Source organism: Cellulophaga omnivescoria (assembly GCF_027915275.1).
Taxonomy (GTDB): Bacteria; Bacteroidota; Bacteroidia; order Flavobacteriales; family Flavobacteriaceae; genus Cellulophaga; species Cellulophaga omnivescoria.
The window spans coordinates 961,340-985,505 of the sequence record NZ_CP115819.1; the positions used below are offsets into that span (position 1 = coordinate 961,340).

Genomic DNA, 24,166 nt, shown 5'->3' on the forward strand with positions numbered 1-24,166 from the left:
ATAGTATTAAAATATATGCTATGCGTAACGCACCTAAAACCTTTAATTTTGGAGAAGACCACCTAACCGCAGGTATTGCACTTTCTATTGCTAGAGGCAAAACCAAAGGTTTAATTTCAGATTTTTCTCGTATTAAAATAAGAAACAGTAGTAAAACTGTTGCTAACATTGTAGAAAAAGGAGATCCTGTTTATGGGATAAACACAGGATTTGGACCTTTATGTACTACTAAAATATCTAAAGAAGAAACAAAAATATTACAGTCTAATATTTTAAAAAGTCATAGTGTTGGTGTAGGAGAACCAATAGATAAAGAGATTGCTAAACTTATGCTTATCTTAAAAATGAATAGTCTAGCACAAGGATATTCTGGTATTGCAGAAGCAACTTTAGATCGTATTTTATGGCATATAAATACTGATGCTATTCCTGTTGTGCCAGCTCAAGGTTCTGTAGGTGCCTCTGGTGATTTGGCTCCACTGTCTCATTTGTTTTTACCATTAATTGGTTTGGGTAAGGTTGATTATAAGGGTGAGATTATGGAGACCTCATCTTTGTTTGATAAAACAGAAATGCAAAGCATAAACCTAGGTCCTAAAGAAGGTTTAGCGCTAATTAACGGCACACAATTTATTGCCGCACACGCCGTAAAAGTGGTAGAGAAATTACAAAGTTGCCTTGCGCAAGCAGATATTATTGGTGCAATGATGATTGAAGGGTTACAAGGCTCTATTAAACCTTTTTATAATGAACTGCACGCATTACGCCCATTTAAAGGTAATTTATATGTTGCTAAAAAAGTAAAACGTTTGTTAAAAGGGTCAGAAATTATGGAAGATCACGCAAACTGTGATCGTGTGCAAGATCCTTACTCGTTACGTTGTATACCACAAGTACACGGCGCATCTAGAAATGCGTGGTTGCATTTAAAAGAATTGTTAGAGATTGAGTTAAATTCGGTTACAGATAACCCTATTATTATAGATGAACAACTAACAATTAGTGGTGGTAGTTTTCACGGTCAGCCTTTAGCAATGGCATTAGATTATGCGTGTTTGGCTGCTTCTGAGGTGGGTAACATATCTGACCGAAGAATATATTTAGCCCTAGAAGGTAATAGCCCTGGCGTGCCTAAATTATTAATGGATGAAACCGGAATTAACTCTGGTTATATGATTTTGCAATATACTACTGCTGCCTTAGCTAGTGAAAATAAAGGTCTTTGTTTTCCTTCTAGTGCAGATAGTATACCGACGTCTTTAGGGCAAGAAGACCACGTAAGCATGGGATCTATTGGAGGACGCAAAGCACTACAAGTTATTGGCAATGTAGAGAAAATATTAGCCATAGAAATGCTAACTGCTGCACAAGCTTTTGAATTTAGAAAACCACTTAAATCAGGTTTATTTTTAGAAGAAGTACATAAAAAAATTAGAGAAAAAGTTGCCTTTGCAGATAAAGATCGTGTGTTTGCTACCGATATTGAAGCAGGAATAGATATGATACAAAACCAAACCATTTTAAATGCTATTGAAGAGGTAAAAGAACGAGAAAATTTAGAAATGGAGATTCCATTTGCTAACGAATTTGAAAACTACTAATATGAAACAAAAACTTATTGGCCCTTTTACACAACTATTACCAATGACAGGCATTGCCATTAAAGGTGCTGTTAAAGATGAAGAACTTGTAGTTATAGAAAATGGTGGTATTATAGTTGAAAACAATACTGTAGTTGCTGTTGGTTTATACAAAGATTTGCTAAAACAAATAGACATTAAAAATACCTTACTTGAAGAAGTTATAGGTAATAATGTTTGTATGCCTGGTTTTATAGACTCACACACCCACATTTGTTATGGTGGCTCTAGAGCTAATGATTATGCCATGCGTAATGCAGGCAAAACCTACTTAGAAATTTCCAAAGCTGGTGGTGGCATTTGGGACACAGTAACACAAACCAGAAAAGCTAGTATTTTAGAGCTAGAAGAAGGTATTACTAAAAGAGCAAATAAACATTTAAAAAATGGTGTAACAACTATAGAAGTTAAAAGTGGCTACGGTTTATCGGTTTACGAAGAACTTAAAATGCTACGCGCTATAAAAAATGTAAATAACAAAATTAAAGCCGATTTAATCTCTACTTGCTTGGCTGCGCATATGCACCCTAAAGATTACTCTGGTACAGCAACTGAGTATTTAGAAGAAATAAGCATCTCCCTTTTCCCCCTTTTAAAAGAAGAACGTTTAACAACCAGAATTGATGCTTTTATTGAAGAAGGTGCTTTTACAGCAGAAGTAATTGCACCTTACTTTAAAAAAGCAAAGGAAATGGGGTTTACAATTACAGTACATGCAGATCAGTTTTCTACAGGTGGTAGCAAAGTGGCTGTAGATTTTAATGCTATAAGTGCAGACCATTTAGAAGCAAGCACTGCAGAAGAAATACATATTTTAGCAAAAAGCAATGTTATTGCTACAGCTTTACCTGGAGCAAGTATTGGTTTAGGTTGTGCTTTTACACCAGCCCGTAAATTATTAGATGCTGGCGGTTCAGTAGCTATTGCCAGTGACCATAACCCAGGTTCTGCTCCTATGGGAGATTTACTTACCCAAGCTTCAATCTTAGGAACTTTTCAAAAACTGAGTAATGCAGAGGTGTTGTCTGGCATTACTTTTAGGGCTGCTGCTGCTTTAGACCTTAAGGATAGAGGCACGTTAGAAAATGGCTTTATGGCAGATTTTATTGCTTTTCCAACAGCAAACTATAAAGAAATTTTATACCAACAGGGACAATTAAAACCAAGCATGGTTTGGAAAAAAGGATCTAAAATAGCCTAAAAAACAACATATTTAGCTTCATTATAACATATAAAAAATGGATTTTAAATCTCAAATTCTGCAAGGTATACCAGCAAATTTACCTGCTAAAAAAGTATATAAAGCCAACGCTAACCACGCTCCAAAAAGAAAAGATATTCTTTCTTTAGACAAAAAAAAGTTAGCTCTAAAAAATGCATTGCGTTATTTTCCTGTTGCTTGGCACGCAGAATTATCAAAAGAGTTTGCGAGTGAATTACAAAATTATGGACGTATTTATATGTTTCGGTTTAAGCCAGACTATAAAATATACGCAAGACCAATATCAGAATATCCAGCAAAAACACCACAAGCTGCTGCATTACAGTTAATGATTATGAATAACTTAGATCCTGCAGTTGCACAACATCCAGAGGAACTTATTACCTATGGTGGTAATGGTGCTGTTTTTCAAAATTGGGCACAATACTTGCTAACCATGCAGTATTTAGCAACAATGACAGAGGAGCAAACGCTGCATATCTATTCTGGTCATCCAATGGGACTTTTCCCTTCTACCAAAGATGCACCTAGAGTTGTTGTTAGTAATGGTATGATGATCCCTAACTACTCTAAACCAGATGATTGGGAAAAATACAATGCACTTGGTGTAACACAATACGGACAAATGACAGCTGGTTCTTATATGTACATTGGCCCACAAGGTATTGTACACGGAACCACAATTACAGTTATGAATGCCTTTAGAAAGGTACTGCAACCTAATGAAACACCATCTGGAAAAATATTTTTAACTGCTGGTTTGGGCGGTATGAGTGGTGCACAACCAAAGGCTGGTAATATTGCGGGTTGCATTACTATTTGTGCAGAGGTTAATGCCGCCGCTGCCACCAAAAGACACTCGCAAGGTTGGGTAGACGTTTTAATTGACTCTATTGACGATTTAGTTGATAGAACTAAAAAAGCACAAGAGAATAAAGAGGTTGTTTCTATTGCTTACATTGGAAATATTGTAGAAGTTTGGGAACGTTTTTATGATGAAAATATTTTTATTCATTTAGGGTCAGATCAAACATCTTTACACAACCCTTGGGCAGGTGGTTATTACCCTGCAGGTATTTCTTTTGAAGAATCTAATGAGTTAATGAGTACCAATCCTGATGCTTTTAAGCAAAAAGTACAAGAATCTTTAAAAAGACAGGTAGCTGCAATTAATAAGCATACAGCAAATGGTACTTACTTTTTTGATTATGGCAATGCCTTTTTACTTGAAGCATCGCGTGCAGGCGGCGATGTTATGGCAGAAAACAATATAGATTTTAAGTACCCATCTTATGTACAAGATATATTAGGACCTATGTGTTTTGATTATGGTTTTGGTCCTTTCCGCTGGGTATGTTCTTCTGGTAAACCTGAAGATTTACAAAAAACAGATGCTATTGCTTTGCGCGTAATGGAAGAAATTAAGGCTACCGCTCCAGAAGAAATTCAGCAACAAATGCAAGACAATATTACTTGGATTAGAGAAGCAGAGCAAAACAAACTGGTTGTAGGCTCACAAGCACGTATTTTATATGCAGACGCAGAAGGTAGAGCTAAAATTGCAGAAGCGTTTAACCAAGCCATTAAAACAGGAGAACTTTCTGCTCCGGTTGTACTTGGTAGAGACCACCATGATGTTAGTGGCACAGATTCTCCGTTTAGAGAAACTAGTAATATATATGATGGTAGTAAATTTACCGCAGATATGGCTATACATAATGTAATTGGCGATAGTTTTAGAGGCGCAACTTGGGTATCTATACACAATGGTGGGGGCGTAGGTTGGGGAGAAGTCATAAATGGCGGTTTTGGTATGGTACTAGATGGTTCTGTAGAAGCCTCTAAAAAGTTAAAAAATATGCTTTTTTACGATGTAAATAACGGTATATCTAGACGAAGCTGGGCACGTAATAAAGAGGCTATTTTTGCTATAGAAAGAGAAATGAAAAGAACCCCAGAACTAAAAGTTACTGTTCCTAAACTTGTTAACGAGCAATTATTAGATAATTTATTTGCTTAGGCGTAGAATTACAATTAATTTTAAAACATTAAAAATAACAACAACCCTTACTAATTGTTATAAAAATAATTAATAGAGCAATAGATAATAGGTATAGTACGTTGTTAAGGAAATAGGAATTTATTTGACTAACTTTGTATAATATTAAAAAATAAAATTATGGCATTAGAAATAACAGACGCAACTTTTGATGAAGTTGTTTTAAAAAGTGACAAACCAGTTGTTGTAGATTTTTGGGCGGCTTGGTGTGGTCCATGTAGAATGGTTGGTCCTATTATTGACGAAGTTAGTTCTGAGTACGAAGGAAAAGCTGTTGTTGGTAAAGTAGACGTTGATGCAAACCAGGAATTTGCTGCTAAATACGGTGTACGTAACATACCAACGGTATTAGTTTTTAAAGATGGTGAAATGGTTAGCAGACAAGTTGGTGTTTCTCCAAAACAAGTATATACAGATGCTATAGACGCATTATTATAGTCTACAGCTTACAATTATAAAAAAGGGTTTGGCGTTTGTCAAACCCTTTTTTATTTTTACTACTTACCTCTATTATTTATGAAAAAAAATACACTCCTTGCTTTACTAGTTTTAACCTTAATTGGTTGTTCTCAAAAAAAAGAAATTAAACCTTTACTAGTTGAAAAAGGAATTTCTTTGAATCTTGCGAATTACAGAAAAAAACAAATTAAGGATTTACAGTATAATCTAAATTTTTCAATACCTAAAAACATAGAAGATCCCATACCAACCACTTTAACTCTTACTGTAAATATTACCGACTTACAATACAATCTTATTTTAGATTTTAACGAAAATAAAGACCATTTAAAAACACTTAGCGTAAATGGTAAAAGCACACCTATTAACCACTCCAACGAGCATTTAATTATAGATAAAAATGCATTAATATTAGGAGAAAATAAAATTGAAATTTCCTTTAATGCAGGCGAGTTATCACTAAACAGAAATAAAGAGTTTTTATACACATTACTGGTGCCAGACAGAGCTAGCACCTTATTTCCTTGCTTAGACCAACCTAATTTAAAAGCAACTTACGACTTAACCATTACTGCTCCTAAAGATTGGAAAGTACTTTGTGGTGGCACTGAAAAAGAACAAATAGAAAAAGAAGAGTACACTACCCATATTTTTAATACAACAGATAAAATGAGTACCTACTTGTTTTCATTTGTTGCTGGTAAATTTTCTGAAGAAGTAAAAAACCCTGGTGCTTTTGATATGCGCTTTTTATACAGAGAAAATAATAAAGAAAAAATTGCAGAGAGTACGAATGAAGTTTTTAACATTCACCAACAGTCTTTAGATTTTTTAGTAGATTATACCAACTATGATTTTCCTTTTCAGAAAATGGACTTTGCTAGTATTCCGCCTTTTCAATATGGAGGTATGGAACACGTAGGTGCAATACAGTACAGAGAATCCTCTTTGTTTTTAGATAAGAATGCTACGCAAAACCAAAAATTATCTCGTGCTAAGTTAATAGCTCATGAAACATCTCATATGTGGTTTGGAGATTTGGTTACTATGCAATGGTTTGATGATGTTTGGCTAAAAGAAGTGTTTGCCAATTTTATGGCAGATAAAATAATGAATCCGCTTTTTCCAGATATAGATCATCAATTAAAATTTATGATGACCCACTACCCTAGTGCATATTCTGAAGATCGTACTAAAGGCACCAATCCTATTAAACAACATTTAGGCAATTTAAAAAATGCAGGCTCTTTATACGGTCGTATTATTTATAACAAAGCACCAATAATGATGCAGCAATTAGAAGCCGTATTAGGAAAAGATGCTTTTAAAGAGGGAATGCAAGAGTATATAAAAACGTATGCAAATGACAATGCAGATTGGAACGATTTAGTGTCTATTTTAGATAAAAAATCTGATGTAGATATTAAACAATGGTCTAATGTATGGGTAAACCAACCTGGAAGACCAGTTTTTAGAGATAATATTACCTATAAGGATAACAAAATAACCAGTTTTACAATTACGCAAAAAGCAGAAGATGGTACAGATAAAATATGGCCACAATCTTTTGCTATACAACTTGTATATAAAGACAGTATAAAAACTATAAATGCAGCAATAAATGGCAAAAACCTTCAATTAAAAGAAACTATAGGACTTGCAAAGCCCGAGCAAATTATATACAACGCTAATGGTTTTGGATATGGCGTTTTTCCGGTTAATGTTGCTCATATTTCTAAAATAAAAGAAATTAACGATGCAACCGCTCGTGGTTACAGCTATATAAATTTATATGAAGTGTTTTTAAATAATCAGGTACCAGCTTTAGATGCTTTTAATGTGTTTTTAGACGGAGTAGCATCAGAAAAAAATGAGCTTGTTTTAAATTATATTACAGGAAGAACCAGAGATATTTACTGGAAATTTTTATCAGTAAAACAAAAAGAAAAAATTCAGACTACAACAGAAAATAAGTTGTTTTCATTATTAAACAGCTCTAAACCAAAGGCATTTAAAAAAACTATTTTTAATCTTTATAAATCCATTGCAACATCAAACAAAGCAACAGCTAATTTATATGCTATTTGGACAAAAGAGATGAGCGTACCTCAATTATTTTTAAACGAAGATGATTACACAAGTATTGCTAGCGAATTAGCGATAAAAAAACACCCAAAGACTACAGAAATTTTAAAAGAACAAGAAAAGCGTATTAGCAACCCAGATAAACTTGCAAAATTTATATGGCTACAACCATCTATAAGTAACAATGTAGAGCAAAGAGATGCTTTTATGGTTTCTTTATTTGATGCCAAAAACAGAGAAAAAGAATCTTGGGTTACAACAGCACTAAGTTACATTCACCATCCGCTACGCCAAAATGAAAGTAAAAAGCATTTGACAAAATGTTTACAAAAGTTAGAAGAGGTGCAACTTACAGGAGATATTTTTTTTCCAAAAAACTGGTTGGCAAGTTGTATTGGTAAATACAGCTCTAAAGATGCTTACCAAATACGTGAAGATTTTTTAAGCAAAAATCCTAACTTTAACCCTATTCTACTAAAAAAACTATTGCAAACTACAGATAATTTAGAAAGAGCGCAAACTATAAAAAAGTAGGTTTATGAACATTAAGGACAATTTAAATGCGCAACCATTATTAAACTTAGAGCTTTTAGCCAAGCAGGTAGTAGAAGGTTTTATTAGCGGAATTCATAAAAGTCCGTTTCACGGGTTTTCTGCAGAATTTGCAGAGCATAAAATTTACAACAAAGGAGAAAGCACAAAACATATAGATTGGAAACTTTTTGCAAAAACAGATAAGCTATATACTAAAAGATATGAGGAAGAAACTAATTTAAGGTGTCATATGATCTTAGACAATTCGGCCTCTATGTATTATCCTAAAGTAAAAAAACTAGATGTAAGCAACCTTAACAAAATAGGTTTTGGGGTTTTAGCTATTGCAGGTTTAATGAATATTTTAAAAAAACAGAGAGACGCTGTTGGTTTAAGTATTTATTCTGATGCTTATAATTTTTATTCCTCTGAAAAAAGTAGCGAACGACACCACCAAATGCTTTTAGCAAAGTTGAGTGAAGTAGTAACTGATAAAAATCCGGCTCAAAAAACAAAAACATATACTTATTTACACCAAATAGCAGAAAAAATGCACAGGCGTAGTCTGGTGTTTTTGTTTACTGATATGTTTCAGACCGAAGAAGAGGACATAAAATTGTTTGAGGCATTACAACATTTAAAATATAATAAACACGAAGTTGTACTTTTTCATCTCCTTGATAAAGAAAAAGAACATTTTTTTAATTTTGATGATGCACCTAAGCGTTTTGTAGATGTAGAGACCAATCAGCACATAGATTTGTATGCAGAAAATGTAAAAGAAGCATACCAAAAAGAGCTAACTTCTTATCTGTCAGACATCAAATTAAAATGCGCACAATACAAGATAAAATACGTGGCTGTAGATATTGCCCAAAATTTTGCCTCAGTTTTTAACACGTATATGGTAGAGCGACAAAAATTTTAAAAAAAAATTTAAAAATTCTTTCAAAAAGTTTTGTGGAACCAAATAACCTCTGTATATTTGCAACCGCTAAACGCCACGGTCTGGTAGTTCAGTTGGTTAGAATACCTGCCTGTCACGCAGGGGGTCGCGGGTTCGAGTCCCGTCCAGACCGCAAAAACCTTCAACATTTGTTGAAGGTTTTTTTGGTTTTATACCTTTTTGAAAGTGAAAATTGAACTAAAAAATGAAACCATCAGATTTTTATATCTTCTAATTGTATAAAAATCTGAATCGTAAAACACCTTTTCAAAATCAACTTTGTTTTAATCATTTATATTTGTGACTTCATCAGTTTAAAGAAAAAGTATATTTTTAAACTTTAAAAAAAGATAGACATATATGGCATCAGGTTTTTTTGCATTATTAGATGATATAGCAGCGCTTATGGATGACGTTGCTGTAATGAGTAAAGTTGCAGCTAAAAAGACAGCAGGTATACTTGGAGACGATTTAGCGGTAAATGCAGAAAAGGCTTCAGGGTTTATATCAGACAGAGAATTACCTGTACTATGGGCAATTACAAAAGGATCTTTTTTAAACAAACTTATTATACTGCCCTTTGCATTTTTATTAAGTGCTTTTATACCCGTTGCAGTAACTATTATACTTGTTTTAGGAGGATTGTATTTGGCCTATGAGGGCGCAGAAAAAATTTACGAGTTTTTAGCAGGTCATAAACACGAGAGTAATGAGCTTTTAGATGAAGACATTACTATTGAAGAGTTACAAAAACTTGAAAAAGGACGCATAAAATCGGCAATATTTACAGATTTTATACTTTCTGTAGAAATTGTAATTATTGCTTTAGGCACAGTTACAGACCAACCAATAACAACACAAATAATGGTGGTAACAGTAATTGCCATTATTGCCACTGTTGGTGTTTATGGTATTGTTGCCTTAATTGTTAGAATGGATGAATTTGGCCTAAAACTAATTAACCTTAATGAACAAGACAATAGTTTTTCTGATAAGGCAGGCAGACTGCTAGTAAACGCTTTACCTTGGGTTATTAAATTTTTAGCTGTTGTTGGTACACTTGCACTACTTTCTGTTGCTGGTGGTGTATTTGCACACAACATAGAGTTTTTACATCACCTAATTGAAGATATTCCACTACCTGCTATGTTAAAAGAATTTCTCTTAGGTCTGGTAATTGGGCTATTAACATTACCAATTATAGGTTTATTTAAAAAGATTTTTGGAAAAAAGAAAAAAGAGCACTAGACCACAGACTCTTTACCGCATAAAAAAAACCTTCAGTAGTTAACTGAAGGTTTTTGTTTTTTTAAGCTTGTAGCTATTTAATGTAGTAAATATATTTTTAATAATACTGCCGACTCACTAAATTTATTAGATATTCCGTGCGCCACTGTTCCATCAAAAAACAGTAAATCTCCTTGATCTAATGTGATCTCATTGCCTTTTAACGTATATGTTGGCGAACCACTTAATACATAAACAAGCTCATTTGCATTAGTAGAAATAGGTTTTCTTACCGCGTGTGGCTGTACTGTAATTAAATACACACGTATACTTTCTCCTTTAGAGGTATTAGATAATAAATGCGTGTACTCTAGTTGTTCAGAATCCTCTCTGTCTTCTTTAACGCCAGTACCCTTTTTTATAAGGATATAGTCGCCATCTATACTCGACGAAAGTTCTAACTCAGACAACTCAATTTGTAAAGTTTGCATAATTTTAAGCAAAACAGGTAAAGATGGAGTTGTCCTAAGGTTCTCTATCTTTGAAATTAATCCTGCACTTACGCCCGTTCTCTTGGCAACTTGCTGCAAGGTCAAGTTTCTTTTTTGGCGAGCCAGCTTTAGCTGTCTGCCAATGTTAATCAAAATGTCATCCATAAATAATTGGTTAGTGTAATAGTATGACTATCTACAGTTTATGTACCTCAAAAATAAGGATTATTTATTTATAGTATAAATATTACAGCTAGGGTTTTATTTAACAAAATAAAAACAGTCTACAAACTAACCTTCTCTAAAATACCGTCTTTTAAACTTAAAATACTAGTTGCTAGTTTTTTAGCTTCATACTCTGAGTGAGATATATGTATAATTGCCACTTGTAACTTTTGACTTAAATTTTTAAGCAATGTAATAATTTCGGCCTTTGTTACTTGGTCTAACGCGCTTAATGGCTCGTCTAAACACAATATTTCCGGATAAAAGCTCAAGGCCCTACCAAGGGCTACACGTTGTTTTTCTCCACCACTTAGGTTATGTGTGGTTCTTTTTAATAAATGCTCTATACCTAACAACGCAGCTAATTCTTGTACTCGTTGGTTAATTTTACCCTTGGGCCAATTGCGTATTTTTAAAGCAAATTCAATATTTTCTGCCACAGTCATAGTGGTAAATAAAGCTCCGTCTTGTGGCACATAACCAATTTGCCTTTGCCCAGGAGCAGTATTTGTAATATTAGCTGAGTTTAGTAATACTTGTCCGTTTTTAACTTTTCTTAATCCACAAATTGCTTCAATAAGCGTTGTTTTTCCACTACCTGTTTTACCCATTAGTACCAAATACTCACCTTTATCAACCTTAAAGCTAATATTACACAAGCTAAAAGGACCTTGCTCTATTTCTAAATCTACACAATGCAACATAGGCTAAAAGGTTTGTTTTTTAGTTCCGTACAGTCTAACCACTAGCAATACCAAAAAGCCAGATGCAATCATTATTAAAGACACCGCCACTGCAGCCTCTATATTACCAACAGACATTTCTAAAAACACTGTAGTTGGCAATACTTCAGTTCGCATTCTAGTAGCACCTGCAAAAATTAATATAGGTCCAAACTCTCCTAAAGCTCTAGACCAAGCCAAGGATGCCGCAGTTAAAATTCCGCTTTTAGCTTGTGGTAGTAAAATATAAAAAAAAGACTGTCTCTGGTTACAGCCCAAAGTTAATGCAACCTGTTCTTGTCTATTATTAATTTGCGAAAACGTAACATACATTGTACGTACAGCAAAGGCACAAGCAACCATAAATTGTGCTATTACAACACTGTACACAGTATAGGTTATTCTTAAATGACTCTCTATAAACTGCCCAAATGTTGTCTGAAAAAGTAATAGCAAACTTAAACCAACTACTAGTGGTGGTAACACTATAGGTATATCTAAAATAGCATCTATAATTTTTTTAAATTTAAAATTATAACGCGCCATAAAATAGCCAATTGGTATAGCCACTATAACGCTTAACAACATTGTAATTGTGCTGCTTAGCAAGCTTAATTTTATAGCATACTGTATTTCTTTACTAGCTAAAGCCTTAAAAATATGATTGGGTGTTGTGTAAAAAAAATCTGCCAACACCATTGCTAATATTAAAACTATATATGTAGATGCTACAATACCCATTACCAAATAAAATGGTATGTTAGACCTAACCTTATGCTGTTTTATATGTTGCTCTTCCTTTTTGATAACTACGTGTATATTAGTACATTTTATACCCTAACTTTTTAAATACATTAATACTGTTAGAATCACTTAACAAAAAATTTGTAAATTTTAATGCTTCATTGGGTTGTTTAGACCATTTTAAAACAGCTATAGACGTATAATCTTTATATGTATTAAAGTCATCTACCTTTACAATATCTATTTCTTTATATTGATTGGCGGTTACATTCCAAATAACACCAGCATCTATTGTATTTAGTTTAATAGCGTTAGCAACATCAGACACTGTTGGCATTTGTACATAAATACATTTTTTAACAGCCTCCCAGTTACCGGATTCCTGCAACAGTTTTTTAGTTACCGCGCCTACTGAAGCTGCTTCTGGGTTAGCAACACCAAACCTAATACCTGTTTTACAAACATCACTAACAGCTTTAATTTTTTTTGGATTATTAGACCTAACCGCTAAAACAGGAGCTATAGCTACAATTGGTTTGCTTTGCTCTACTAAATTATATGTTATAGCCTGTTTCATATAACTTGCATCTGCAGACAAGTACAAATCTCCTTGCTTGGCAATCCTAATATTTGCTAATAATGTACCAGAACCTCCATATTGCAAATCTAATTGCACACCTGTTTTGTGGTAATAAACCTCTGCTATTTCTTCTAAAGCAGGTTTAACTACAGCTGCACAATACACTAAAAGCGTTTTAGGTTCTTGTTTACTTTTACACCCTATCAATAAAAATAGTAAGACTATAAAACCAATTATTTTACCCGTACCGCTATACTTCATGAATTATAATTAAACTACTAAATTAAAAGTTTTACTCCAAAACAATAGTATTTCCTGTTCTAATCTCTTTTTTATTTAATTTGAAGATTAAAAACTAAAATAACAGTTTATTTTTGAGGTATAAATTTGCAGTATGAACAACTTTAAAAAACCTGAAAGCTCTTTATGGAAAGGCAGAAGCTCACAAGAAAAATTGTATTTGCACGAGAAGGTAATTTGTACAGACAAATTACAAAAAGGGCACTTAAAAACTTTTGCTATTTTAAGTTATGCTTGTGACGAAGGTGTAAAACGTAACCAAGGGAGAGTTGGCGCTGTTACTGGTCCAGAGGCTATTATAAGGCAATTGGCTAAAATGCCAAATCATTTAAAAAAAGAAACTCAGCTTTTAGATGTTGGTACTGTTTTTTGTGTTGATAATGATATGGAACTAGCCCAACAAACTTTAGCTAATAAGGTTACTACTTTACTAGAAAACAATACTTTTCCTATTATTTTAGGTGGTGGTCACGATATTGCTTACGGACATTATAATGGCATTTTAAATGCGGTTGAAAAGCACAAAACTATTGGTATTATTAATTTTGATGCTCATTTTGATTTAAGAGCTAATACAAATGGAAATAATTCTGGTACTCCATTTTATCAAATAGCTAAAGATTGCAAAGCAAACCACACTACATTTAATTATTTGTGTTTAGGAATTAGAGATGATGCCAATGACGCTTCTCTTTTTAAAACAGCAAAAGAACTTGGTGTAACGGTTATTAAAAATGAAGAATTTAACCTGCATCAATCCAAAAAAATACAAAAACAAATTTCTAGGTTTATAAATAGTGTAGATGTTGTGTACACAACCATAGATTTAGATGGTTTTTCATCTGCCTACGCAGCTGGAGTTAGTGCAGCTTCACCAATGGGTTTTTCTCCTGATATTGCACTACAATGTTTAAAAACTATTATAAAATCGGGTAAACTCATTAGTTTAGATATTGCAGAAATGAACCCTACATATGATATTGACAACCAAACAGCCAAATTAGCTGCTTCATTGGTGCACTACTTTATACATACCGCATAAAAAAAGGAGGCTAATTGGCCTCCTTTTATTTTATAATCTGTTTTTAATTATTCCATCCAAGATTGGTAATAAGTACCATTATCTATATCTAATGCCAATTGCGTTAGTTGTAACGGCTTAAAAGTATCTATCATTACAGCTAATTCTTCAGTTTTAGATTTACCTATACTAGCCTCATAAGTACCTGGGTGCGGACCGTGAGGTATGCCAGCAGGATGTAAAGAAATATATCCTTTATCTATACTTTTTCTACTCATAAAATCACCATCTACGTAATATAAAACCTCATCAGAATCTATATTAGAATGGTTGTATGGAGCAGGAATAGACTCCGGGTGATAATCGTACAATCTAGGCACAAAAGAACACACTACAAAAGCACTAGTTTCAAAAGTTTGGTGCACTGGTGGCGGTTGGTGCACACGGCCAGTAATTGGCTCAAAATTATGTATAGAAAATGCATAAGGAAAATTGTATCCATCCCAACCAACTACATCAAACGGATGAGACGCGTAGGTTAAGTGGTGCAATTGTCCTTGTTTTTTTACTTTAATTAAAAAATCTCCCTTTTCATCATATGTTTGTAAATTTTGCGGCAATTTAAAATCGCGCTCACAAAAAGGAGAATGTTCTAAATGCTGACCAAACCAGTTTCTGTATCTTTTAGGCGTATAAATTGGATGATAAGACTCTGTTACCAATAAACGGTTGTCTTCTGTATCAAACTCTATTTGGTAAATCATTCCTCTTGGAATAACAATATAATCCCCATATTCAAAAGGAATTTCACCCAACATAGTTTTTAATGTCCCCGTTCCCTCATGAATAAATAACAACTCATCTGCATCTGCATTTTTATAAAAATACGTTGTCAGTGATTTTTTTGGAGCAGCTAAACCAACGTGTACATCATTATTAAATAATACAGTTTTTCTACTGTCTAAATAATCGTCCTCTGGTCTAACATCAAAACCTTTTAGTAACCTAGATTTAATATTATGGGCTACAGCTGCTTTTGGAGAAACATCTATTGTTTTACCAACTTCTTTTACCATTGTTGGCCTGTGCATATGGTACATTAAGGACGACATTCCATCAAAACCTATAGTTCCAAACAGTTGCTCGTAATGCAAAGTTCCATCATCTTTTTTAAAAATGGTGTGTCTTTTAGGTGGTATTTTACCTAGTTTATGGTATAACGGCATATTACTATTGTTCTTTTAAATAGACAATAAATGTACAATATTTTGAACTTTATCTAAAAAATAAGCTAAAAATTATATTATTAATAATTTATAAAGTTTTAGACATAAAAAAAGCCTTCCAATAGGAAAGCCTTTCATTGGTTGATACCATCTAAAATGGTGTTCAACATTGTCTCAAAAATTAATTGAGACACAACACAACAGGGCAAAGATAGTAAAGCTTTTTAATATTTTAGGTTTTATGTCATAAATAGCATATTTTACTATAAGTTGTAACCCTATTTTTCAGTCAAAAAATATAAAAAACGCATAGTATTTAACAAAAATACTACCAAGGACCACACTACAAAACCTTATTTTTGCTACAAAACTTAAAAAATGACACTCCTTTTAATGGCTGCAGGCAATGGTAGCAGATATGGTAAACTAAAACAATTTGATGCCCTAGGACCAAAAGCTGAATTTTTAATGGAATTTAGCATTTTTGACGCTATTAAGTATGGCTTTACCCATATAGTTGCTGTCACTAAAAAAGATAAAGTAAATTTTTTACAAGAGTACCTGGTTAAACGGCTACCAACCGGAATAAAACTAGATGTTTTAGCTCAGGAAATTTCTGATGTTCCAAAAGGTACAAGTTACACAACAGAACGCATAAAACCTTGGGGAACTGCACACGCTGTTTGGACCGCCAGAAATGTAATTAATGGAGCGTTTGCTGTATTAAATGCCGATGATTTTTATGGCAGCTTAGCTTTTAAAAATGCAGCCAAAATTATGCAAGCTAGTACCAAATATAAATTTGGGCTTATATCTTACACACTAAAAGATACCTTATCTACAAATGGATCTGTATCTAGAGGTGTATGTAATATTAAAAATGGTGTTTTAACCAATGTTGCAGAACACCTAAAATTAGAAAAGCAAGGCAAAAAAATAGTAGACACCAACACAGGAATTGAGTTTACAGGAAACGAAGAAGTCAGTATGAATTTTTGGGTTTGTGATGCTTCAATATTTACTACAATAGAAGAGGATTTTAAACTGTTTTTACAGGACGAGGAAAAAATTAAATCTAGCGAGGTTTTTTTACCCTCTGTTTTACAAAAAATGATTAATAAACAAAACGTAGAGATTACTGTACTAAATTCTGAAAGCAACTGGTTTGGTATTACCTATGCAGAAGATAGAGATATTGCAGTATTTAAACTAGCAGAAATGACAAACACAGGAGAATATCCTCTTAATTTATGGAACTTATAAAAAATACTATGCCTACAGAACCTGCTAAAATATTAAGTCACTTTAATGTTCCCAAAAATAGTTACACTTTTAAAGCAATTACTAACGGATTAATTAATGACACTTACTTGGTTATAGTAACCAACAAACCTGCGTATGTTTTGCAACGTATTAACAATAATGTATTTAAAAATATAGCTGGTGTTATGCAAAATATAGAACAAACACTACCGTTACTAAATAGTGATTTGTATAGTAGCATACACGTAATAAAAACTAAAAAAAATACTAGCTACCACAAAGAACAAGGATTTTGGAGAGTGCTTTCATATATTAATAATAGCACTACTTATAATACCAGTACTGATAAAAATATTGCTTTTGAAGCAGGGAAAATCATTAGCGAATTTCACGCTCTTTTAAGCCCTATAAACGCAACAACATACCAAGATACCATACCAGATTTTCATAATTTAATATACAGAAATAATCAGTTTTTTGATGCGCTAGAAAAAGCTAAAAAAGAACGTACAACTGCCGCAAAAGATGCTATAGAATTTGCTGAAGAGTTGTTACCAGATTTGCTAGATTTTTGCTTTACAGAATTACCAATTAGAGTTTGCCATAATGACACAAAACTTAACAACATTTTATTTTCTAAAAACACCAACAAAGCACTTTGTTTAATAGACTTAGACACTTTAATGAAAGGTTATTTTTATTACGATTTTGGAGATGCAGTACGTACTATTGCCAATACAGCTCCCGAGGATGAAAAAGACCTATCTAAAATTACATTTAACAAAGAACTTTTTAGCTCTTTTGTAGATGGGTTAAGTACCAATAAAAATCTATTAAGTAAAGATGAAATTGCATCTTTACCCCTTGGCGCAGTATTTATGCCTTTTATACACGGCTTACGTACACTTACAGATTATTTACAGAATGATGCTTACTACAAGGTTGCTTATCCTAATCAGAATTTAGATAGGTGTGTTAGTCTTTTTAACTTCTCTAAAAAAGCATTAGACAATGTAGATTATATGAATGCTATTCTAAAGAAAAAATTTAGCTAATAAAAGCAAATCTTTTTATTTTAAAAATTCAATGCGTTTCTTTGCTTAAACGCAAAATTATTTATGAGCTTTAACATTGTACTTTTTGAACCAGAAATACCAAACAATACAGGCAATATTGGAAGATTAAGTTTAGCCTCGGGTTCTACATTGCACTTGGTTAAGCCTTTTGGTTTTGAGTTAAATGATAAAAGGGTTAAACGTGCTGGTTTAGATTACTGGCAGCATTTAGATTTAAAAATTTACGATAGCATAGCTCATTTTTTTGAAATTCATTCTGATAAAAAATTCGCGTTTTTATCTGCTAAAGCAAAAAAAAACTATTATGAAATTGATTATGAAGACAATATGTTTTTTGTGTTTGGCAAAGAGTCTGTTGGCCTGCCTAAATCTGTAGTAGAAAACCACAAAAATAGCCTTTACAAAATCCCCCTTTTTAGCGAACACATAAGAAGCCTAAACTTAGCAAATGCTGTTAGCATTGTTATCTACGATGCAATAAAATCTAAAAACCTGTAGTTTTTATAACAAAAACAGTCAAAATATAAACTTTAATTACTTTTTATAAGTACTTTTAAAGCTGTCCATAATAAATAACCTTAACCAATAATACCTTATAAATTAAGAATGAAATCATTTACAGCACAAGAAATTAGCACACTTTTAGGTGGAGAATTAGTAGGTAACACTACACACAAAATAGAAGGCGCAGAACAAATAGAAAAAGCCACAGAAAAGCAAATTACATTTATAGGCAGTGTAAAATATGTACGCCTATGGAAAAACTCTAATGCCAGTGTAGCTATTGTAAATGATAATTTAAAAATTGAACCAAGAGAAAACACAGCTCTTATAAAAGTAAAAAATGCAGATATTTCTTTAGCTAAACTTTTAGAAGCTTTTGATCCTGGAAAACCTGTTTTTGACGTAGACATACACCCAACCGCTGTTGTAGATAGCACAGCAACAGTTGGGGCAGGAACAAAAATTGGTGCTGGCTGCTATGTAGGTAAAAATGTTGTTTTAGGAGAAGGCGTTGTTTTATACCCAAATGTTACTATTTTAGATGATTCTACCGTAGGCAACCAAACGGTAATGTGGTCTGGAACTGTTGTTAGAGAACGTAGCGAAATTGGAGCTCGTTGCACTTTTCATATTAATGTTAGTATTGGTGCAGATGGGTTTGGGTACAGACCTAGTGATGATGGTAGAGGTTTGGTTAAAATACCACAAATTGGTAATGTTGTTATTGGTAACGATGTTGAAATTGGAGCCAACTCTTGTGTAGACCGTGGTAAATTTAGTTCTACAATTGTGGGTGATGGTTGTAAAATAGATAATTTAGTACAAATTGCTCACAATTGTGTTATGGGAAGGTCTTGTATTATGGCAGGCCATAGTGGTTTAGCTGGCTCAGTAACATTAGGAGACGGCGTTATTATAGGTGGTAGTGCATCTATAAAAGACCATACTACTATTGGTGATGGTGCTATTGTTGGCGCAGGATCTGGTGTTATGGGTAATATTGCCCCAGGAAAAACTGTTTTAGGCTATCCTGCTCAAGATTCTAGAGATATGCTAAAACAATGGGTGGTCATGAAAAAACTTAGTAGAAATTAGAAGTAATGATAAACTATAACGGTAAAATATTTAGACCGACTAATAGTTCTAAAAATTCTGAAACATCTAATGACACCGTTTTTACATATAAACAAAACGGCGCTATTTTAACTGCTCACTATGCAGGTGGTAACATAAAAAAAGGGCACTTAATTGGCTTGGTTGATGCTAATGGTGTTATAGAAATGAGATACCACCAAGTAAATACCAACAACCAGTTAATGACCGGAAAATGTACGTCTAAACCAGAAATTTTGCCAAATGGAAAAATTAGATTGCATGAAAAATGGCAATGGACCTCTGGAGACAAATCTACAGGAAACTCTATTCTAGATGAAGAATAGTGTTTTTTTTGTATAAAATTCATCTAAAATAACACCTATGTATTAATTTTGCAGCGCAAAACCAATACCATTGTTTTTGCGCATGCAAAGTACAGTATCAATTGTTAGATATAATTTTAGAAAGAATGAACAGAATTGAGCACATAGAAAATGAAATTTCTGAATTAAGACAAGCGCTTCAAAATCACAAGCTTTATGCAAGTTTAAAAGACGTAAACGACATTAAAGTTTTTATGGAAAACCACGTTTATGCGGTTTGGGACTTTATGTCGCTCTTAAAAGCGCTTCAAAAACATTTAACCTGCACAGATACTCCTTGGGTGCCTGCAAGCAATCCAACATTGGCACGGTTTATTAACGAAATTGTACACGGCGAAGAAAGTGACATTAATGAACTTGGCGAGCCTAAAAGTCATTTTACAATGTACTTAGATGCAATGCATCAAATAGGAGCAAACACAAATTCTATTGAAAATTTTATCAATCTTATACTTCAAAAAGAAACTGTTTCTTCGGCGTTAGAAAAAGCAAAATTAGATAAAAATGTAGCCAATTTTGTTAAGTATACTTTTAAAATAATTGAAACAAATAAACCACATTTAATAGCTTCGGCATTTACGTTTGGAAGAGAAGATCTTATACCAGATATGTTTGTAGAAATTCTTAAAAATGCCGATGCAGAAAACAAGCACTATAATAAACTTACATATTACTTAGAAAGACACATTGAGTTAGATGGTGATGAGCATGGACCACTATCTTTACAAATGATTTCTGAGTTATGTGGTAATGATGACACCAAGTGGCAAGAAACCTTAATGGTAGCCAAAGAAGCACTACAACAGCGCATTAATTTATGGGATGCTATTAGCAACCTAATTAATAAAAATGCTCTAGCAGTAGTATAACTACTAAGATAATTTTCTTTTTAAAACTCTTTTTTTAGCAAATATACTTTTTTGGTAAAAGGTAATGCGTATACCAAATAGCAATACCAAACCACCCACTACCATTTGCGTAGAAATAGCCTCATCTAAAAACAACCAAGCTAAAAAAGAAGCCAATATAGCCTGTCCTAGTAAACTAACCGACACTCTGGTTGCGCGCATATGCTTAGTTGCATAGCTAATTAGCAACCAAGCTAAAAGCTGACACACTAAACCTTGTATGATTAACACCAACCAACCAGCGTTAGAAAAACCTGTAAAAGGTTCATTTATTATATAACTTAAAACGCCTAAAAAAAACGTAGACGCAACCAAGCTTGTGGTCATAAAGGTAAGTACATTTATTTTGTTTAAAATATCTTTACTAAGCAACATATATACAGCGTACAACATACCAGATAGTATTGCAAAACAAAAGGCCAAATTAAAATCTAACGCAACAAATGTTTTAAAACCAACCAACATTACCATACCTATAATTGCAATTACGGTACCAAACCAAAAATTATTAGTAGGCTTATCTTTTAAAAAGAAAAAAGCCCCTACACCAACCCAAACCGGAGATAAATTGGTTAAAAGTGTAGCTTGTGTAGCTGTAGACTCTTGTATAGCTATATTCCAAACAGCAACATCTAAACCAAAAATAACGCCGCATAACATTGCTAAGTAAAATGGTTTTTTAGCTGTAATCTTAAACTGCTTGGTTAATAAAACATATGGTACAATACACACTGTAGCAACTGCCATTCTATAAAAGGCAGAAATAACACCTGGTGTTAAGTTTAACTTAACCAAAATAGGAAATATAGAGATGCATAAAACACCTAAAGCTAGAGCAACTTTTGCCTTTTTCATACGCCATAAATTAGCTGGCTAATTTAAAATAAAAAGAACTTTAAAAAATATTTTATTTAAGAATAATAGTCTTAGTGTTTAGTTTTTATAACGAATTGCAGTTTATCTAAAAAAAGCTCTTAACTGTTAATTTAACAACAAAAAATTATGACGTGGCAAGGTATTTGTTATCTTTATATTTAAATTTTAAAGTAGTTTAATGCGATTTTCTTTACTCACATTATTAGTCATTCTATTTTTTGCCGCACCACTTGTGGCACAAGAAACGACTGTGATACCTTTAAAAATTGAAGCAAAAAAAGAAGTAAAAACAGCTCCGCCTGTTACTATCATAATTCCAGAGCCTAAAAAGCAAACCAACAATACTAATTTTTTAGATTCTGTAATGAAACCTAGAATAGATATGTCTCCTGATAACAGACTTGTTAAACCAGGGCGTGATGTTAAATTAAATCCGCGTTTAGGTTTTGAAGAAAAAAAAGATTCTAAATCTTTTCACGGAGACCAGTATTTAGGTGATGTAAAAACTACTGGGAAATTTGTTGGTATTGTTTGTAGAGATCACGAATATGTAGATGGTGACCGCGTAAAAATTTATGCAGATGGCAAAGTAATAGAGCATAATTTAATGCTTGGCGGCGCTTTTAAAGGAGTAAATCATACGCTAAAAAAAGGTTTTAACCGTATAGATTTTGAAGCATTAAACCAAGGTACATCTGGGCCAAATACTGCACAAGTAAACATTTATGATGAAAATGGTAAAGTGATATCTTCTAAAAAATGGTTGCTTTCTACAGGGTCTAAAGCTACTATTATTGTAATACAAGAGTAAGTTACTCTCTACCAATAAAAGCTAGTGCCAGCTTAATATCGTTATAATCTACTTTTTTATTTAAGGCTTCAAAAATAGCTTTTAAACTTACAGGCTCTCCTTTTTTCTGCTTGCTTTTAGCCTTTTCTACATCTTTAATTATTTGTTCTTTAGGCTGATAAAAACTAAAATCTTCTTCAGGATAATCTTTACATAATTTAATTAAATGTCCCGCTATAGTTCCACTAGATAGCCCTCTTTGATCTGCAATTTCTTCAATACTTAATTTCTTTCTAAAATAATCTAAAGTAACATCGTAAGTAGAATCTTTTTTAATTTTTTTATCTATAATTTTTTTAGCGTGCTTTTCTATAGCTTTTATATTGGTTAAACCACCACAATTAACTACAAACTTAATAGCATCTTCTTCCAAATCATCTAGCTTGTATGTCTTGTCTGCTTCATTAGATAGTTCTAAAAATCTTTTATCTGCCTTAAAAGCTAAACCATCTACTTGCAAAGCCATTTCATTAAAACCTAATAGCTTTAAGTTTTCTATATTCTTTAAACGAGATAAGGCAACATAACCCTGACCTTTTTCAAAAGTTTTAGATAAGTCTATAAGCGCACCATCTAGCGTCATACCCTGACATTTATGTACCGTTATTGCCCAGGCCAAACGCAATGGTATTTGGTCTAAACTAGCTAAAACTTTACCCGTTTCATCTTGTACACCCCAATTCTCCTGCTTTACAGAAATTCGTTTTCCTTGGGCTGTTTTTACAACAGGAAATCCATCATCATTAAAACTAACAATAGTACCTAAAGTACCATTTACATAACCTTGTTCTTGGTTGTTGCGTACAAACATAACCTTGGTATGTATTTTTAGCTCTAATTCTTCTTTAGCTAAGACTGATTTTTTTAACGTTTCTACCAGTTTTTTGTTTCCTTTAGTGGTAGCTTTAAATCTTTTAACCTTACCTTTTAATTGTTGTAAATGCTCGTTATTAATCTGATCTACATCATAATTGTGTGTAAACAATTTGGTTGGCTCATCATCCTTACTAAACGTATTTTGTTCTGCTTTTTTTAATTCTTCAATACTTTTTTTAGATATTTTTCCTATTCTAATTTCATTTAAAATAGTATTTAAAACATCTTCATTTGCTTGCCTATATTGTTCTGTTAAATAACAAACATTAAATTTAGCAGCAACCCAAACGGCAGACATAAACGCAAATTTATCTTTACTTTTTTCATTTTGATTGCCAATTGGTGGTAACTGAAAAAAATCGCCACAGACTACAACTTGTATTCCTCCAAAGGGCTCATCATTCTCTTTAAAAAATTGCAAAACAGTATCTACCATATCTAACTGTTTTTTATGCAGCATAGATATTTCATCAATAATTAAAATTTTTGCATTTTCTAAATGTTCTTTCAGGTACTTTTTCTCCTTCATAGCATTTAGATTGGCTCTGGTAAGTTGTTCTTTTATACCAAAACCAGCCCAAGAATGTATGGTCATCCCATTCATATGCGTAGCCGCAATACCTGTAGATGCTGTTATAGCAACTGGTATTCTACGCTTTTTTAAATAGGTAATGTACTGGTTTAAAACATATGTTTTACCTGTACCTGCAGAACCTGTTAAAAATACATTTTTACCAGATTTTAATAATGCTAGTGCTTTTTGTTGTTGCAATGGTTTATGTGTTATGCAGAATAACCTTGATATTATTCCAATTTACAATATCATTATAAATTTTAAGATATAAAAATAAGAC

General features: G+C 32.9%; 22 protein-coding genes and 1 tRNA gene. 16 read left to right on the forward strand and 7 right to left on the reverse strand.

The window, feature by feature from the left end; translation table 11 throughout:
• Positions 1–20: 20 nt before the first annotated feature.
• From hutH to PBN93_RS04270, 8 genes are all read left to right on the forward strand, one after another.
• Complete coding sequence (gene hutH / locus PBN93_RS04235; protein ID WP_271081528.1) at positions 21–1,601, forward strand: histidine ammonia-lyase; 1,581 nt, start codon at positions 21–23, stop codon at positions 1,599–1,601.
• 1 nt (position 1,602) lies between these two features.
• Positions 1,603–2,841: an imidazolonepropionase gene (gene hutI / locus PBN93_RS04240; protein WP_271081529.1), complete on the forward strand. Its 1,239-nt coding sequence runs from the start codon at positions 1,603–1,605 to the stop codon at positions 2,839–2,841.
• 37 nt (positions 2,842–2,878) lie between these two features.
• Positions 2,879–4,882: a urocanate hydratase gene (locus PBN93_RS04245; RefSeq protein ID WP_271081530.1), complete on the forward strand. Its 2,004-nt coding sequence runs from the start codon at positions 2,879–2,881 to the stop codon at positions 4,880–4,882.
• Positions 4,883–5,041: 159 nt separating this feature from the next.
• A complete protein-coding gene (gene trxA, locus PBN93_RS04250) occupies positions 5,042–5,359 on the forward strand; it encodes a thioredoxin (RefSeq protein WP_077399177.1) in 318 nt (105 codons plus the stop codon).
• A gap of 78 nt (positions 5,360–5,437) precedes the next feature.
• Positions 5,438–7,999 (forward strand): M1 family metallopeptidase, encoded by a 2,562-nt coding sequence (locus tag PBN93_RS04255; RefSeq protein ID WP_271081531.1) that lies wholly within the window; start codon positions 5,438–5,440, stop codon positions 7,997–7,999.
• A gap of 4 nt (positions 8,000–8,003) precedes the next feature.
• The gene (locus PBN93_RS04260; protein WP_271081532.1) at positions 8,004–8,927 is read left to right on the forward strand and encodes a DUF58 domain-containing protein; all 924 of its coding nucleotides are present in this window, start codon (positions 8,004–8,006) and stop codon (positions 8,925–8,927) included.
• A gap of 77 nt (positions 8,928–9,004) precedes the next feature.
• A tRNA-Asp gene (locus PBN93_RS04265) sits at positions 9,005–9,078 on the forward strand.
• 227 nt (positions 9,079–9,305) lie between these two features.
• Complete coding sequence (locus tag PBN93_RS04270; RefSeq protein WP_271081533.1) at positions 9,306–10,193, forward strand: DUF808 domain-containing protein; 888 nt, start codon at positions 9,306–9,308, stop codon at positions 10,191–10,193.
• A 77-nt stretch (positions 10,194–10,270) separates the two neighbouring features.
• Here the strand turns inward: PBN93_RS04270 and PBN93_RS04275 are convergent, their stop codons facing one another.
• The 4 genes from PBN93_RS04275 to modA form a co-directional block, all read right to left on the reverse strand.
• Complete coding sequence (locus PBN93_RS04275) at positions 10,271–10,828, reverse strand: helix-turn-helix domain-containing protein (protein ID WP_077399189.1); 558 nt, start codon at positions 10,826–10,828, stop codon at positions 10,271–10,273.
• A gap of 119 nt (positions 10,829–10,947) precedes the next feature.
• Positions 10,948–11,592, reverse strand: a complete 645-nt coding sequence (locus tag PBN93_RS04280) for an ATP-binding cassette domain-containing protein (RefSeq protein ID WP_271081534.1) — start codon at positions 11,590–11,592, stop codon at positions 10,948–10,950.
• A gap of 3 nt (positions 11,593–11,595) precedes the next feature.
• On the reverse strand, positions 11,596–12,351 hold the full coding sequence (locus PBN93_RS04285) for an ABC transporter permease (RefSeq protein ID WP_271081535.1): 756 nt from the start codon (positions 12,349–12,351) through the stop codon (positions 11,596–11,598).
• 79 nt (positions 12,352–12,430) lie between these two features.
• Positions 12,431–13,195: a molybdate ABC transporter substrate-binding protein gene (modA, locus tag PBN93_RS04290; protein WP_271081536.1), complete on the reverse strand. Its 765-nt coding sequence runs from the start codon at positions 13,193–13,195 to the stop codon at positions 12,431–12,433.
• Between the two features lie 133 nt (positions 13,196–13,328).
• Between modA and hutG the strand changes: the two genes are divergently transcribed.
• The gene (hutG, locus tag PBN93_RS04295; protein WP_271081537.1) at positions 13,329–14,276 is read left to right on the forward strand and encodes a formimidoylglutamase; all 948 of its coding nucleotides are present in this window, start codon (positions 13,329–13,331) and stop codon (positions 14,274–14,276) included.
• Between the two features lie 47 nt (positions 14,277–14,323).
• Here hutG and PBN93_RS04300 read toward each other — a convergent pair whose 3' ends face one another.
• Entirely contained in the window at positions 14,324–15,481 is a 1,158-nt protein-coding gene (locus PBN93_RS04300) for a homogentisate 1,2-dioxygenase (RefSeq protein WP_271081538.1), read from the reverse strand.
• A gap of 378 nt (positions 15,482–15,859) precedes the next feature.
• On the opposite strand from PBN93_RS04300, the gene PBN93_RS04305 reads away from it, so the two are divergent.
• The 6 genes from PBN93_RS04305 to PBN93_RS04330 all read left to right on the forward strand — a co-directional run bounded on the left by PBN93_RS04305 (position 15,860) and on the right by PBN93_RS04330 (position 20,671).
• Positions 15,860–16,744 (forward strand): sugar phosphate nucleotidyltransferase, encoded by an 885-nt coding sequence (locus tag PBN93_RS04305; protein WP_271081539.1) that lies wholly within the window; start codon positions 15,860–15,862, stop codon positions 16,742–16,744.
• On the forward strand, positions 16,732–17,799 hold the full coding sequence (locus PBN93_RS04310; RefSeq protein ID WP_271081540.1) for a phosphotransferase enzyme family protein: 1,068 nt from the start codon (positions 16,732–16,734) through the stop codon (positions 17,797–17,799). Before PBN93_RS04305 ends, PBN93_RS04310 begins: the two co-directional genes overlap by 13 nt.
• A gap of 63 nt (positions 17,800–17,862) precedes the next feature.
• On the forward strand, positions 17,863–18,318 hold the full coding sequence (locus PBN93_RS04315; protein WP_077399209.1) for a tRNA (cytidine(34)-2'-O)-methyltransferase: 456 nt from the start codon (positions 17,863–17,865) through the stop codon (positions 18,316–18,318).
• 108 nt (positions 18,319–18,426) lie between these two features.
• Positions 18,427–19,419: a UDP-3-O-(3-hydroxymyristoyl)glucosamine N-acyltransferase gene (lpxD, locus tag PBN93_RS04320; protein WP_077399212.1), complete on the forward strand. Its 993-nt coding sequence runs from the start codon at positions 18,427–18,429 to the stop codon at positions 19,417–19,419.
• A 5-nt stretch (positions 19,420–19,424) separates the two neighbouring features.
• A complete protein-coding gene (locus tag PBN93_RS04325) occupies positions 19,425–19,763 on the forward strand; it encodes a n-acetylglutamate synthase (protein ID WP_077399215.1) in 339 nt (112 codons plus the stop codon).
• Positions 19,764–19,888: 125 nt separating this feature from the next.
• Positions 19,889–20,671: a DUF3050 domain-containing protein gene (locus tag PBN93_RS04330; RefSeq protein WP_077399288.1), complete on the forward strand. Its 783-nt coding sequence runs from the start codon at positions 19,889–19,891 to the stop codon at positions 20,669–20,671.
• Between the two features lie 3 nt (positions 20,672–20,674).
• Here PBN93_RS04330 and PBN93_RS04335 read toward each other — a convergent pair whose 3' ends face one another.
• Entirely contained in the window at positions 20,675–21,565 is an 891-nt protein-coding gene (locus PBN93_RS04335; protein ID WP_077399218.1) for a DMT family transporter, read from the reverse strand.
• A 253-nt stretch (positions 21,566–21,818) separates the two neighbouring features.
• Here PBN93_RS04335 and PBN93_RS04340 point away from each other — a divergent pair, with 253 nt between their 5' ends.
• Positions 21,819–22,397, forward strand: a complete 579-nt coding sequence (locus tag PBN93_RS04340) for a hypothetical protein (protein WP_271081541.1) — start codon at positions 21,819–21,821, stop codon at positions 22,395–22,397.
• Position 22,398: 1 nt separating this feature from the next.
• Here the strand turns inward: PBN93_RS04340 and PBN93_RS04345 are convergent, their stop codons facing one another.
• Positions 22,399–24,084: a helix-turn-helix domain-containing protein gene (locus PBN93_RS04345; RefSeq protein WP_077399224.1), complete on the reverse strand. Its 1,686-nt coding sequence runs from the start codon at positions 24,082–24,084 to the stop codon at positions 22,399–22,401.
• Positions 24,085–24,166 lie beyond the last annotated feature (82 nt).